The organism is Streptomyces sp. NPDC023838 (assembly GCF_040639555.1).
In the GTDB taxonomy this organism is placed as follows: Bacteria; Actinomycetota; Actinomycetes; order Streptomycetales; family Streptomycetaceae; genus Streptomyces.
Genome location: NZ_JBFAAD010000006.1, coordinates 67,061 through 81,080, shown reverse-complemented (window position 1 = coordinate 81,080; position 14,020 = coordinate 67,061). Strand labels below are relative to the sequence as shown.

Genomic DNA, 14,020 nt, shown 5'->3' with positions numbered 1-14,020 from the left:
GTACTCCCGCGGTGACCACGACGAACGATTCGCAGGCCCCCGTCACCACGGCCCTGCTGCCGCGCGCACAGGCCGGGGACGACCGGGCCATGAACGACATCCTCCTGCACATCGCCCCCTTCGTCGGCCGGCTCTGTCTGCCGATCGCCCAGAGCCACAGCTCCGACGCCGCCCAGGAGGCCATGCTCGCCATATTCCGTGGCATCCGGGGCCTGCGCGAACCCGAGGCCTTCTACGGCTGGGTGCGCGCGGTCACCGTACGGGAGGCGGTCCGCACCTCGAAACGGCTGAGCCAGGGGCCCACGGACGACCTGACCGACCGCGCACAGGACGGCAACCCCCTCGACACCGTCCACATCTCCGACGCCATGGACCGGTTGCCCGACCAGCACCGCCAAGTCCTCGTGCTGCGCGCCGTCTACGGCCTGAACGAGGAGGAGATGGCCGCGACCCTGGCCCTCCCCGTCGGCACCGTCCGCTCCCGGCTGCACCGCGCCCGGCGCAACTTCCAGGACGCCTGGCACCAGCAGTCGGCGTGAGCGCGCGGGGGTGTGCCTGTCAGCCCACCGGGCGGCGGTCGACCGGGGTGACGGGGGTGCGGACGGCGACCGTGGTGCGGCGCGGTCCCGACCACGGAGCGGGCACGGCGTCGATGTCCCTGGCCAGCCAGTAGGCCAACTGCTCGTAGTTGATCCGCCAGCCCCGGAAGTGCGGCCACGCCTCCTCGGGTGTGCGCTCCATCGGATAGCCCTGGTCGGCCATCCGCGCCACGCCGTGGCGGAAGTCCTCGTAGGTGAGCTGGAGCGGATCGTCGGGGTGGGGGTCGCGGTCGTACGGGATGGCCCGCAGATCCGCGATGTCGCGCAGGCAGACGAACCCGGCCCGCAGGGCGAGCCGGACCTCGGCCGCGGGCTGGGAGGGGTTGAAGGCCAGGCGCAGCGCGGCCGCGTCCATCACGGCCAGCAGCGCGATCAGCCAGTTACGGTTGGCCTTGGGGGAGCGGAAGTGGATCAGCACCGGGTAGGTGGTGTGACTCTCGCTCACCTCGGCGCTCCACCGCTCCCAGTTGCCGAACAGCTCGGTGAGGCTGTGCAGCAGCTCCACCTGGGCGTAACGGGCCAGGATCTCCGGACCCCACGGCGGGCTGCCCGCGCGTGACTGGAGGAGCGTCACCTCCGTCTCGCGGCGCTGGTAGGCACCGTAGAGGGTGGGCAGATAGCCGATCTGGAGGCCGATCACGATGGGGCCGGTGGCGGCGGCGCAGAAGTCGATGACGTTGAGCGTGACCCGGGTGCCGCCGGCGAAGCCGAGGGTGAAGAGCGAGGAGCCGGACTCGACCATCGCGTCCTGGAACGGCAGCCGGCTGACGGCCGCCTCAAGCAGCGCGTATCCGACCATGAAGCAGGCAAGCCAGCCCATCAGCGTCACCACGATGGCCAGCGGCGCCACCGGGGCGAGCACCCGGTCCTTCGCCTCCGCCCCCGGCAGCCGGTCGGCCACCAGCTGGAAAGGGCGCCGCACCAGGCGGTGGACGACCTGGGTGAAGCCGGAGCGCGTCGGCCGGGGGATCACCAGGGTGCGCAGCACCGAGGAGAAGATCCCGAGGACGATGACGGCACCCGTGATGCCCTGTAGTACACGCACCGCAGCTCTGTTCCTTCCCGGGTCGTGGGGAACATTCAAGCGCACGGTGGGTGCGGGCATCGCGCGTCCCCCTCGCGCCGGTCCGGCGGCCGCCTCAGTCGGCCAGCGGGTTCGCGGGGGAGACGCCGGGGCCGGGGAAGTCGGGATCGTCCTCGGCGCGCGGCAGCGGCCGGTGCCCCTCGGACCAGTCGTTGGTCCACCCGCAGACGCCACAGGCGTACCGGCCGTCGAGCCCGGCCACGCGTGTGCCGCACTTGCGGCACTCGGCGTGGGTGATCTCCGGGGTGAACACCGTGGCGGGCGCCGGAAGCGGGGTGTCCGGACGCGCGGTGCCGTAATCTTCACCCGGGGCGCCGCCGGATGGTGAAGTGATCAACTACCTCTCCAGGTCTGCTAAATTCTCGGTTCGCCGCCATCTGAGACGCGGCTCAGTTCAGCACCATTTCCGGGGAGCAACACTCTTGTGAAGCGTACTTTGGCATGCCTCGGTGCCTTCGCCGTCATCACCGTTGGCATGATCACGACCGGCCCGGCAGCCCAGGCCGCGTCCGGCTGCATCGGCCTCAAGCTGAGCCAGGCCCCCGGCCCGCTCAGCGACCAGTAACCCCGGCCGGTCGTCCCGACCGGCAGCCCTCGCGGCCGGTCCTCCCCGCCGCTCCAGGGCGTACGCCCCTCGGTCCGCCACCCTCAAGTGGGGTGGGCCGAGGGGTTTTCCGTGAGGGGCTGTTCTCGGTCATCGCGTCGAGCCTGCCCGTGGGCCGCCGCGCCGCTCGCTAGGCTGCCGATGCGGTGTGGGTCTCAGGAGATGAGGCGTGATGGGGTGGCCACCAGTCTGGGCGCGAATGGCGATGACAGGGATCGCCGCGGTGGGGATGGTCGTCGGTGAGGCTTCGCTCGCCCCGGGCGCCGCGCAGAGCGCGCCGGCCGTCGGGTACGGGCGTACGGTCTCCGTCGCGCCCGGCGTCTTCTACCGGAGCTTCACCGTCACCGCGTCCCATGGGTTGACGCATGGTCATCTCGTGGTGGCGGACCTGAACAACCCGCACGTCAAGGTGGACCTCCTCACACCGGGCGAGGTGGCCGCCCGGGCGAGGGTGACCGCGATGGCCGACGCCCAGGACGCGATCGCCGCCGTCAATGGGGACTTCTTCGACATAAGCGAGACCCAGCACCCCGGCGTCGAAGCCACCGGCGCCTCCTCGGGCCCGGCCATCGGGCACGGCCGCCCGCTGAAGGCCGCCGTGCCCGACGGCCAGCGGTTCGGCCCCACCCTGCCGCCGGGCACCAGCGCCCGTGACGTGATCGGCGTCAACTCCGCGCGCACCGGCGGCCTCGACCGCCTCACCCTGGAGGGAATCGTCGACACCCCCGGGGGTGTACTGCGCCTCGACGGGTTCAACCAGTACGCCGTGCCGGTCGACGGGGTGGGCGTCTTCACCACGAAGTGGGGGTCCGCCTCCCGGGCGCGGGCAGCGTGCGGCACCGACGCGGTGCGCGGCGCGCCGTGTACCGACGACACGTACGAAGTGACGGTACGGCGAGGCCGCGTCGTCGGGACGTCGCCCGTCCTGGGCAAGGGGCCGGTGCCCGTCGGCACGTTCGTCCTGGTGGGACGTGAGAAGGGGGCCCGTGCCCTGCGCGCGCTGAGGCCGGGCGACCGCGCCGGGCTCGCCTACCGGCTCCGCGGCCGCCGGGGCCCGCTGGCGTTCGCGGTCGGCGGTATGCCGGTGCTGCGGGCGGGCACACCGCTGAACGGGCTCGACGACGCCACGGCCGCGACCCGCACCAGCGCGGGCATCGGGAGCCACGGCCACCGTCTCTACCTCATCGCCCTGAACGGTGCGGCCGAGACCGACGCGGGCCTCACCCTCGGTGAACTCGCCCGGCTGATGCGGAACATGGGCGCCGACGACGCGGTCAACCTCGACGGCGGCGGCTCCTCCACGCTGGCCACGCGCGGTCCGGGCGACCACGGCGTCGTCGTGCGCAACCGGCCGCCGGGAAGCTTCGAACGCGCGGTTGCCAACGGCATCGGGGTCTTCGTCCGGCCCTGAAGGCACGGGTTTCCCTTGAACGGTCCGTCCGCGGCTGAACGGTCCGTCAGCGGCCGACGTAACAACGCGCAAGACACCTACGGGAGTCGATCGCGTCACTCGTTGCCGAGGAGGGAGTCTTCTTGTGAACTGGCGAAAGCGTGCGGCGTGCCGTACGGAGGACCCGGAGCTGTTCTTCCCGACGTACAGCAGGCGTTTCGCGGACCAGCAGCTGGCGGAGGCCAAGGCGGTGTGCCGCAGATGCCCGGTGACCACCGCGTGCCTGCAGTGGGCGCTGTCGAACAACGAGAAGCGCGGAGTGTGGGGCGGGCTCAGCGAAAGCGAACTGCGCCGGGTGAAGCGGCGGGTGGCGGGGGCGGAGGTCGCCTGACGGAGGTCGCGTGACGGAGGTCGCGTGACGGGGGTGGGCTCGCGCGGTCATGACGGCGGTCGTGACCGCGTGCGTGGCCGCGTGTGTGGCCGGGTGCGTGACCGCGTGTGTGGCCGGGTGCGGGTCCGGGTGGCTGAACGCCCGGGGGCGCGGCCCCGTATCAACCGGGCAGTAGCGTGTCGTGCCCGAGGAGGAGCCCGTGCCTTTTCGCCGTCTTCGCCGTCGCCTCCGGGGGACGGCCGCATGGTTGCTCGTCGCCGTGGTGGCCGGTGGGCTTGCCTACACCGTCACCAAGAACTCCACGGGGCCGCAGGGCGGTTCCGGCGCGATCGGTTCCGCCGGTCCGGCCGGAGCCGCCCGGCGCGCCGACCCGGGCAGGACACCGGGCGGGAGCCAGGACTGGAACGTGCGGCGCTGGCTGCGGGGCGCGGCGGACTTCGTCAATCCCGTGGTCGACGGGCTGTGGGGGCCGGAGCGGATGGCCGGAGCCGCCGAGGACGAGCGGTCCTTCGACGGCACCGCCATGCCCCGGGGTGTCTCCGACCCCGAGCCGGACGCCGTGGGCGCGCGGCCCGTCGCCCGCCCGTACGGCGAGCACGCGCCCACGGCCGGCAGGCTCTTCTTCGACACCCCCAAGGGGCCGGCCGCCTGCTCCGGCACGGTGGTGCGCGACCCCGCCCACCCGGGCCGGTCCAACCTGGTGTGGACCGCCGGGCACTGCGTCCACGCGGGCAAGGAGGGCGGATGGCTGAGGAACATCGTCTTCGTGCCCGGGTTCGACAAGAGCGGACCGGGGGGCGCGGGTGGGAGCAACAGCGCGGCGCCCCTGGGGATCTGGTGGGCCGACTGGGCGCAGACCTCCCAGCAGTGGATCGACCACGGCACGTCCAGCGCCAGTGCGGGGGCGGCCTTCGACTTCGCCGTACTGCACGTACGGCAGGCGGCCGGTGCGACGCGGTCGCTGGAGGAGACGGCCGGGGCGGCGGCGGACGTCGGCTTCGACGCCGAACTCTCCGGCTCGCGGAGCCCGGTCGACATCGTGGGGTATCCGGCGGGCCGCCCCTTCGACGGCTCGTCCCTCTTCCACTGCGCCGACCGGCCAGGCTCGTTCTCCGTCGCGGCCGACCAGCCCGACATGTACCGCATGGGCTGCACCATGACCGAAGGCTCGTCCGGCGGTGGCTGGCTGGTACGCCGGGGTGACGGCGCGCTGGTCCTCGTGTCCAACACCTCGCTCGGCTCCCGCCCGGCCGCCTGGCTCGCGGGGCCGCATCTGGGCGCGGACGCGCGGCGCCTGCTGACGGCCGTGAGCCGCCGGTTCGCGGGCGGTTGACGGAAGGCCGTTGGGGCGTGGGCCTCAGTGGTTCTCACGTTTGCTGACCTGCCCTCAGAAATGTTCTTTCGCAATCACGGTGAACACCACACCCGCCTCATCCGTACCTAGGACTGCACACCTTCCGCCGATCGCGATCGGCTACGGAACACAGCCCAGGAGGCGGCGAGTTGACTCACAGGCGCATACCCAAACGGCGGGCCGTCATGGCAGGAGCCGGGGCCGCGGGCCTCATCGCGGCAGCAGTGCTGCTCCCACATGCGAACGCGTCACAGGCGCAGCCCGAACCCCCGTCCGGGGCCGCGGCCGGAAAGGCGAACGCCGCCACGGCCGCCGCCGCGGTGCGGGGCCTGGCCCAGCAGCTCGGCGACGCGTTCGCGGGCGCGTACTACGACGCCGCCAAGCAGCAGGTCGTCGTGAACGTCGCCGGTAACGACAGCAATGCGAACGCGCGCGTGAAGAAGGCCGGTGCGGTGCCGCGCGTGGTCCGCAACAGCGCGGCCGAACTGCGTTCGGCGGCGCACACCCTCGCCCGTACCGCGACGATCCCCGGGACCGCCTGGGCCGTCGACCCCCGGACCAACCGCATCGTCGTCTCGGCGGACCGGACGGTGAAGGGGGCGCAGTGGACCAGACTGGAGAAGGCCGTACGGTCCCTCGGCGCGGACACCGCGCGGATCCAGAAGTCCACCGGACAGTTCAAGCCGTTCAGCGAGGGCGGTGACGCCATCTTCGGCGGCGGCGCACGCTGCTCGCTCGGCTTCAACGTCACGACCCAGGACGGCAAACCGGGGTTTCTCACCGCGGGCCACTGCGGTGTCGCGGCCAAGCAGTGGTCCCTGAGCGCCAACGGCGCGCCCGCCGCCACCGTCCAGAAGGCGACCTTCCCCGGCAACGGCGACTTCTCCCTGCTCACGTACGACGACGCCGCCACGGAAGCGCCCAGCGCGGTCGACACGGGGTCGGGCAAGCTGGTCCAGATCACCGGGGCGGCGGATGCGTCCGTGGGGCAGCGCGTCCTGCGCATGGGCAGTACGACCGGGTTGCACGACGGTACGGTCACCGGTCTCGACGCCACGGTCAACTACCCCGAGGGCACGGTCACCGGGCTGATCCAGACCGACGTCTGTGCCGAGCCGGGCGACAGCGGCGGCTCCTTGTTCACCGCCGACGGCAGCGCGGTGGGACTCACCTCAGGCGGCAGTGGGAACTGCACCGCGGGCGGCGAGACGTTCTTCCAGCCCGTCACGAAGGCCTTGGCGGCCACGGGGGCGACGATCGGTGCGGGAGGACAGGGGACTGGTGGTGCAGGCGGTACAGGCGGGGGAGGAGGTGCGGGTGGCGCAGGTGGCTCGGGCGACGCAGGTGGCTCGGGCGGTTCCGATGACGCGGGTGTCTCTGGTGGCGGTGGCGCGGACGGTTCGGGACAGCCGGGGGACGGAGTGAGTTCCATGGTTCCCGCACCCGGCTACGGCCGCCAGTGAGAAAGGTCGGCTGAGAGCAACCCTGCCGGTTGTCGCGGCGGACGACGACCGGGTTCTCCCACGGACGTGGCCACCCCGCTTCAGGTGCCTGAGCACCGGGGTGGCCACGGCGCGGGTGGGGGCGCGGTCCCGTCAGGCGGTCGCGGGAGCGGGCTCCGGAGCCGTGGCGGGGGCGTCCACGGCTTCGGCGGCGGGTGTATCGGTCTTCTCGACGGCGGCCGGGTCGCGGTGTGCCGTGTAGAAGACGGAACCCTGCTTGCGCTCCCGCTCCAACTCGCCCTTGGCGACGAGCGCTTCGAGGGTGTTGCGCACCACCTGAGGGCTGGTCTTGCGGTCCGGATGAGTGTTCGTCAGTTCGGTGAGGATGTCCGCGACCGTACGCGGCTCCTCGTGTCCGGCGAAGAGACCGAGCACCACCTCACGCAGGGTGGGCCCACTGCTCTCCGCGCTCGTACGGGCCGGCTTCTTGGCCTGGGTGGCAGCCTTCTTGGGGCTCTTGGCCACCTTGGCCGCCTTGGTCGCCTTCGTGGTCTTGGCCGCCTTGGCCTCCGGCTTCTGGGCCGCGGCCTTACGGGGCTTGGGCACCGACGCGACGGTGGGTGTGGTCGCGGGGGCGGGTGCTGCGGCGGGATTTGATGCCTTGGCCGCGGGCTTTGCTTTGGTGGTGCGCTTGCGTGTCGCCGTCGCCGTCGCCGTGGACGCCTGCGCTGCCGCGGCGGCGGTGCCGCCGAGGGTGTGCTGCATGGTTTGCAGCAGACCGTGGTCCCGCTCCAGGGCTTCGAGTTGGCTCTTCAGTGTGTCGAGTTCCGCGCGGATGCGTGCCTGGTCCTGCTGGTTGGCGTCCAGATCGGCGGTGACTCGCGCCGCGTACTGGTCCTTGAGTGTGGTGAAGTCCGGCTCGTCCGCCATGAGAATTCGCTTTCCTCGTGCTGGATGTTGCCGCCGGATGCTACCCATCTCTGCGGCAACAGCACAGGTGAGTGTGCACAAGTTTCACACGTTGGAGACACCACGAGCCACAAACCGTGGCTTCGCGGACGGGGTTTGGCGGTGGTTGCCGGCCCAGGGGGCGTGCGGCGCGTGCCCGTTTCCGCCTTGCGCTCCCGTGCGCCGTACCCCCGGGGGAAACGAAGAGGTGGGGCTGGGGCGTCAAACAAGTGCACCCGAACGGGGACGGTCCGGGGAGGCCGTGCGGTTACGAGGGGGACACTGTGGGACGCAGGGGGAAGACGCGCGGGAAGACGCGCGGGGAGACACGTGGATTGCCGGTGGCGGTGCTGGCGGTGGTGCTGGCGGCCCTGGTGTTCGCGGGCTTGCGGACACCGAGTTACGCGGACAGCGCGGCCCGCGCGCCGGGCCGTGAGCAGGGGACGACCGCAGCGGCCGAGCCGACGGCACGGCCGCCAACGCCCGGTCTGTCGGCCTCCGCCTCGGACCCCGCACCTTCCAAGTCCAAGGTGGAACAGGCCCCTTCGAAGTCAGCGCCGCCGCCCGAGGAGGGTGCCACCCCGTCGAAGTCCACCCCGTCGGCGCCCAAGCCGTCCAAGTCGACGGTGGAACCGTCCAAGCCCGCGCCGTCTCCTACCCCGACCCGCCCGCCGACCCACCCACCCGTGGCTCCCGTCCTGTCGGTGGCTCCCAAGACGGTGGAGCAGGGCAAGACCCTGGCCGTGTCCGGCAGCCACTTCGACTGCGGGGCGGGCGAGGGCACAGCGGCGGGCCCGCTCACACTCACCGGCGACCTACCGGCACCGATCGCGCTGCGGACCGACGCGTCCGGCACGTTCTCGCAGCAGGTCAAGCTCCCTCAGAAGGCGCCGCTGGGCCGGCACGCGGTGGTCGCGACCTGTGACGCGCACCCTTCCGTGACCCAAGAGGCCTCCTTTGAAGTGGTGGCGGCCGCAGTGGCTCCACCCACGCTTCCGACCCCCGCCCTCGCCCTCTCGCCCACCTCGGGGACGCCCGAGACCAAGGTGGCCGTCTCCGGCGAGGGGTTCCTGTGCCGAGGTCCCGCCCGCCTCCTCTGGGACGGCGCGGAGCTCCCAGGGACCGCCGCGACTCCCACGGCGGAGGGCAAACTCACCGCCTCCTTCTCCGTACCGCAGGGCGCCGGTGCCGGTACGTACAGGGTGACGGCGACCTGCGACGCGGCGCCCGTGAGTGCCACGGCCGTGGGGGCTCGGCCGGTGGCCGCGGCGGGGATCGCGGTGTCCCGGACCTTCACGGTGACCCCGCCGCCCTTCACCCCGCCGCCGGTGGGGACGTACGAGATCACCATCCACCTGACCGACTACCCCGCCGCCTGCACCTGGGGCAGGATCCTCGTCGACGGCAAGGGCGTGCTGGACCCCTGGCTGGACGCCGACTCGTACAAGGGCGACGCAGAGCCCGGCCACTGGAGGTTCATCGATCTCCATGGCTACGTTCCCCCGGACATGACGGGCCGCGGCCGCCCCGTCGACCTCGACTGTCCCGGCCGTGCGGTGGAACGGGCGGGAACCATCGATCTGCCCCCCGAGCCGTTCACGGCGTTCTTCCTGCCCAAGGGCTCGCCGGTCGCGCACCACTCCGAGGACAGGACCGGCGTCCTGCCCCAACCTGATCTGCCGGGACTCACACCGCCCTCTCCTCCGCCCCCCTCCGCCTCCGGCACACCGAGCCCCGGTCCCACCGCCTCGGCCGCCGGGAGTGGCGAGCCCACTCCCGAGCCCACCCCGAGCCTCCATCGGGACCCGGAGGAGCCTGACCCGGGGAATCCGGACCCGGGTGCATGGCACGACCGTCCGGCCGGGCTGGTGGGGAGTATGCGCACCCCGGCGGACGTGTCCTGGGCGCTTGAGGACATAGCGGGGTCGGTGGGTATGGCCGCCTGGTTCCTGCTCCTCGTGCTCCTGCTGGAGAAGGCGTTCCCCTCGCAGTTGGCGGAGAACGCGCTGAGCCGTTGGTGGCACCGGCGCCGCGAGGAACGGTCGGCGCGGGCGAGCGCGGCCCGGCTGCCGGGCTGGGTACGGATGGGCTCCTTCGCCCTGCTCGGCGGCGTCCTCGTGGTCTGGGCCGACGCCACCGCCCACTGGGGCATGCCCACCGCGGCGAAGGTGCTGGGAGCGGCCGTCGGCACCCTACTGATCCTGGTGACGTACGAGAAGACGAAGGACTCCCTGCTGCGCCCCGGGCGGGGCGGCGCCCGGGCCGAGCTGCGGGTGGTTCCGGCGGGCCTGGTCCTGGCGGCTCTGATGGCGGCGCTCTCGCGCGGCCTGGCCTTCCCCGTCCCGTACGTCTACGGCCTGGTGGCGGTCTACGTGGTGCTCGGCACCGAGCCTCCCGGCTCGCGCGACCCACGGCACACCATGCCGAAGGGGCAGGCGGTGATGATCGGCGGTATCTGCGTGCTGAGCGTCGCCCTGCTGGTGTGGGTCCTCGGCACACCGCTGATCGAGGCGGGCCGTACAGCCCGGCCCGGCAGCCTGCACCATGTGCTGGCGTACACCGTCGGTCTGATGGTCGTCGGCGGTATCGAGGTCGTGGTGTTCGGGATGCTGCCGCTCTCCGGCATGGACGGCCATGTCCTGAAGAGCTGGAGCAAACCCGCCTGGTACGGCCTGTACCTGCTCGCCCTGACCCTGTTGTTCCACGTCCTGCTGAACTCCGTACACCCCGGCTTCGGCCCGGGGTTCGTGGTCTCGAAGGATCTGCGCTGGTGCACCCTGGCCATCGCGACCGCCCTGTTCCTGGCGGCGTGGGTGTTCTCGCTGGGCCTGCGCGGGCACGTGGCGAGGCTGGAACGGAGGGCGGCGCCGGTGGGCTGAGGCGTCGTGTCCGGCGGAACCACGCCACCCTTCGCCGGACACCCCTCCCGGACACCCCTCCCGGACACCCCTCGCCGGTGCGCACCGTGACCGCCCGGCGGCGGCGTGCGCGGTGCGGGGGTGGCGCCGATGATGGGATTCCTGTGCCGTGTACGTATACGAGAGACGGGACCCAGCGATGCCGCAGGATCGAGCGGGCGGGCCGGCCGAGCCGTCGTCATCCGGAGCGGGGCGCGCCTGGTCCGGTCACGAGGGGGCGGAGGCATTCGCGGCGGTGGAGGCGGCGACCGACTGGCTGCTCGGCTATCCCTTCGTGTTCAGGGCCCTGGCCGGCGCGGGCCGGGAGGACGGGGTGCTGCTGGACTTCGGCTGCGGGCCGGGCCGTGTCGCCGGTCGCGCGGCCCGGGTGCTCGGGATGCGGATCATCGGTGTGGACGCGTCCCCGGAGATGCTCGCGCTGGCCCGGGAGGAGGGCACGCCCGGCGCCGAGTACCACCTTGTCGCGGACGGCCGGGTGGGCGGGCTGCCGGATGCCTGCGCGGACGCGGCGATGTGCAACCACGTGCTGGCGTCGCTGCCCGACGAGCGGACGGTGCTTGAGGTGTTCACCGAGATCCACCGCCTGCTGCGGCCCGGGGCGCCGTTCGCGCTGCTGACCACGGACCCGGCCTGCGCCGGCATCGAGTACGCGTCGCTGCGGGTGGGTGAGCCGGGTGTCACCTACGGCCCCGGCGACCCCATGCCCGTACGACTGCGGCGTACCGACGGGACGTGGCAGGCCGTGCGGAACCACGCGTGGCCGGTCGAGACGTTCCCGGGGTTGCTGGAGCGGGTCGGCTTCACCGGGGTCGCCCAGCACCATCCCACGCCGGACGAGGCGGTGGGGGTGGCCGACCCGGATCATGCGCGCGGCCGTGACTGGGCCGCCGAGCGGCTGCGTCCCCCGCTGGTGGTCACCACCGCGGTCAAGGGTTGACGCGGGGCGGGGTGCTCCGCGTCGCCCGTCCGGGCGGGGCGGTCCGGCTGCGCGCGGTGGGTGTCGCTGTTACGAAGGAGGGGCGCGTCGGAGCGGAAGGCCTGCGAGCGCTGGGAAGTTGACATAAGCGATAGTTACGGAAATGTCCGGAATTCGTAAAGATCGTCGGGTCGGCGGGTTCTGATCGCTTCGGCGGGCCAGAGTGTGGCTCCTCGGCACCAGCCGAGAACCTGGCCCGCCCCGTCACCGGCCCTCTCAGGGTCCAGCCCGGGGCTTGTCCTTGAGAGAGCACGCACATGTCTGCTTCGCGCACCAGCCGCCGTATCTTCGCCACCGTCCTCGCCGCCGGCACCCTGATCGGAGCCGCCGCCCTGCCCGCCGCGGCGGACAGCCACCACCGAGGCCACGCTCCGCGCTCCACCGTGGTCATCGGGGAGGTGCAGTACAACAGCCCCGGCCGCGACGACCGCTCGAACCGCAGCCTCAACGAGGAGTGGGTGGAGGTCATGAACACCGGGCGCCACGCGGTGAACCTGCGCGGGTTCACGCTGACCGCCGGCGACGGCGCCCGCTACCGCTTCCGCACCATGCGCCTGGAGGGCCACTCGGCGGTCAAGGTCCACACGGGCTTCGGCCGTGACAGCAGCCGCGACGTCTACCAGGACCGCAACCACTACGTCTGGGACAACCACCGCGACACCGCGACCCTGCGCAACGACAACGGCCGGATCCTCGACACCGCCATGTGGGGGCGTGCCCAGCAGGGCGGGCACCGGCACCACCGCTGACACCCGTCGGTGACCGGCCCCGGTGCAGGGGCCGGTCACCGCTCCACGCACCGCACATCACGTACCGCACACCGCGCGGCGCGCCCCGCGGCCACACCGGCCGCCGGGCGCGCCGCGCTTCGTCTGTCCCCATGAGCACGGGCGGCCCGGCGTCACGGATCCCGCGCACCGGCACAACTCCACGCAGAAGGGCAGGCGTTGGAGAGTCGAGAGGAGGCCGGAGCGCCGTTCGTCATCGTCTTCCAGTAGGAGGCGCGTACACGTCAATCGTACTAGTCTCGCTCGTTCAAGACATACATCTTGTGGGAGGGAGAGCACATGAACGGCAGGACGAAGAAGCTGGGCGGCATGGCTTCGGCGGTGGGTCTGCTGGCAGCCGGTGTGATGCTGGGGGTCGCTCCGACGGCGAACGCCGCGGGCGGCCCGTCGGGCTGCAGCGCGTATGTGTCGCAGACCAACGACCATGTGGCCGTGGGTTGGTGTGCGCACGGCAACGGAACCTGGTACGTGCAGGCCAAGTGCGGCGGCCCCGGCAGGGTGAACGGTCCGTACAAGGGGGACCAGGGGTACCGCAAGCTCAGCAGGGAGAAGGCGTCGACGCTGAACTGCGGCTCGTCCGGCTACCCGCTGGAGTTGAAGGTCGTCGACGTCAGGTCGTGACGCCGCATCCCGGGCCCCGGCCCGGAAGCCCCGCGTGTGCCGCTGGATCGCGGCACACGCGGGTTTTTCTCTTCCATGTTCAGGAGGTCTGGGGGCTCCCGGCTCCGGGCGGGGCGGCCGGGCGGAGGGTCCCCGCCACCGGCGTGGCGAGTTTGGTCCAGCCCTCGTCCCAGACGAACGTCGTGCCATTGGTGTCGCCGTGGGTCTGGTAGACGGTGCCGTCCGTGGTGACCACCTTGATCCACGTGTCGTTGCCCTGCGACGAGATGGAGATGCCGCAGGCGTTGTGGGGGTAGTGGGGGTTGTCGGAGTTGGTCAGGTCCTGCCAGACGATGGCGCCGCCCGGGGTGGACTGCCGGCCGGCGAACGCCTTCCCGTCGATGAGTGCCGCGCTGAAGTCCTCGGTGTTCGAGGGGGCGTGACTGGCGATGTCGTAGCACGGCCCCGCGGGGCCTCGCCGGCCCGTGTCGCCCTTCGGGCCCTGGGGGCCGGGTGGCCCCTTCGGGCCCTGGGGGCCGGGGGGACCCTGCCGACAGTCGTCGCCGCCTGCGGCCACGCCTGGAGCGGCGGCCTTCTTGTCGGGTCCGTCCGACGACCGGCAGTGGTCGTCTCCGCCGCCCCCGGGAGATGTCGCCCGGGTTCCGGCTTCCGGGGGCTCGGCGGCCATCGCTGGGCCGGCCGCACCGGCCAGCATCAGGACGAGGGACGCGAGGGCGCTTCCGGCCAGCCGTCTGCCGCGGCGGGGCAGCGGACCGAGCGGGGACACCGACCTGTGATCAGAGCTCATATCGTTTGCTTCCTCTTCAAGGAGGTCCGGTGCGTTCTGTGAACGCCCCGCAGACATCCCCGTTTCCGGCGGGTTTTTTGCGCTCTGACCGGCAAACACGCTCGACAGTCGCCGGTTC

13 protein-coding genes are annotated in these 14,020 nt (G+C 72.2%); 9 read left to right on the top strand and 4 right to left on the bottom strand.

What is annotated here, in order from left to right; translation table 11 throughout:
- The first annotated feature begins 11 nt into the window (after nt 1–11).
- Nucleotides 12–539: an RNA polymerase sigma factor gene (locus tag AB0G17_RS09775; protein ID WP_361378294.1), complete on the top strand. Its 528-nt coding sequence runs from the start codon at nt 12–14 to the stop codon at nt 537–539.
- A gap of 19 nt (nt 540–558) precedes the next feature.
- On the opposite strand, the gene AB0G17_RS09770 is transcribed toward AB0G17_RS09775, so the two are convergent.
- Nucleotides 559–1,644 carry a hypothetical protein gene (locus tag AB0G17_RS09770; RefSeq protein ID WP_361378291.1) on the bottom strand — a complete coding sequence of 362 codons (1,086 nt, stop codon included), beginning with the start codon at nt 1,642–1,644 and terminating at the stop codon, nt 559–561.
- Between the two features lie 94 nt (nt 1,645–1,738).
- Nucleotides 1,739–1,936, bottom strand: a complete 198-nt coding sequence (locus AB0G17_RS09765) for a hypothetical protein (RefSeq protein WP_361378905.1) — start codon at nt 1,934–1,936, stop codon at nt 1,739–1,741.
- A gap of 550 nt (nt 1,937–2,486) precedes the next feature.
- On the opposite strand from AB0G17_RS09765, the gene AB0G17_RS09760 reads away from it, so the two are divergent.
- From AB0G17_RS09760 to AB0G17_RS09745, 4 genes are all read left to right on the top strand, one after another.
- Nucleotides 2,487–3,698, top strand: coding sequence for a phosphodiester glycosidase family protein (locus tag AB0G17_RS09760; protein ID WP_361378288.1), 1,212 nt, complete (start codon nt 2,487–2,489; stop codon nt 3,696–3,698).
- 124 nt (nt 3,699–3,822) lie between these two features.
- Nucleotides 3,823–4,068 carry a WhiB family transcriptional regulator gene (locus AB0G17_RS09755; protein WP_361378285.1) on the top strand — a complete coding sequence of 82 codons (246 nt, stop codon included), beginning with the start codon at nt 3,823–3,825 and terminating at the stop codon, nt 4,066–4,068.
- Nucleotides 4,069–4,267: 199 nt separating this feature from the next.
- Nucleotides 4,268–5,401 (top strand): hypothetical protein, encoded by a 1,134-nt coding sequence (locus AB0G17_RS09750; protein ID WP_361378282.1) that lies wholly within the window; start codon nt 4,268–4,270, stop codon nt 5,399–5,401.
- Between the two features lie 170 nt (nt 5,402–5,571).
- Nucleotides 5,572–6,885, top strand: a complete 1,314-nt coding sequence (locus tag AB0G17_RS09745) for a S1 family peptidase (RefSeq protein WP_361378279.1) — start codon at nt 5,572–5,574, stop codon at nt 6,883–6,885.
- A 132-nt stretch (nt 6,886–7,017) separates the two neighbouring features.
- On the opposite strand, the gene AB0G17_RS09740 is transcribed toward AB0G17_RS09745, so the two are convergent.
- On the bottom strand, nt 7,018–7,794 hold the full coding sequence (locus tag AB0G17_RS09740; protein WP_361378276.1) for a hypothetical protein: 777 nt from the start codon (nt 7,792–7,794) through the stop codon (nt 7,018–7,020).
- Between the two features lie 359 nt (nt 7,795–8,153).
- Between AB0G17_RS09740 and AB0G17_RS09735 the strand changes: the two genes are divergently transcribed.
- The 4 genes from AB0G17_RS09735 to AB0G17_RS09720 all read left to right on the top strand — a co-directional run bounded on the left by AB0G17_RS09735 (nt 8,154) and on the right by AB0G17_RS09720 (nt 13,115).
- On the top strand, nt 8,154–10,691 hold the full coding sequence (locus AB0G17_RS09735) for an FGLLP motif-containing membrane protein (protein ID WP_361378273.1): 2,538 nt from the start codon (nt 8,154–8,156) through the stop codon (nt 10,689–10,691).
- A gap of 178 nt (nt 10,692–10,869) precedes the next feature.
- Nucleotides 10,870–11,667 carry a class I SAM-dependent methyltransferase gene (locus AB0G17_RS09730; RefSeq protein WP_361378270.1) on the top strand — a complete coding sequence of 266 codons (798 nt, stop codon included), beginning with the start codon at nt 10,870–10,872 and terminating at the stop codon, nt 11,665–11,667.
- Nucleotides 11,668–11,963: 296 nt separating this feature from the next.
- Nucleotides 11,964–12,455, top strand: a complete 492-nt coding sequence (locus AB0G17_RS09725) for a lamin tail domain-containing protein (protein WP_361378267.1) — start codon at nt 11,964–11,966, stop codon at nt 12,453–12,455.
- Between the two features lie 318 nt (nt 12,456–12,773).
- Nucleotides 12,774–13,115, top strand: a complete 342-nt coding sequence (locus AB0G17_RS09720) for a hypothetical protein (protein ID WP_361378264.1) — start codon at nt 12,774–12,776, stop codon at nt 13,113–13,115.
- Nucleotides 13,116–13,194: 79 nt separating this feature from the next.
- Here the strand turns inward: AB0G17_RS09720 and AB0G17_RS09715 are convergent, their stop codons facing one another.
- Nucleotides 13,195–13,902, bottom strand: a complete 708-nt coding sequence (locus AB0G17_RS09715; protein WP_361378261.1) for a hypothetical protein — start codon at nt 13,900–13,902, stop codon at nt 13,195–13,197.
- Nucleotides 13,903–14,020: the final 118 nt, after the last annotated feature.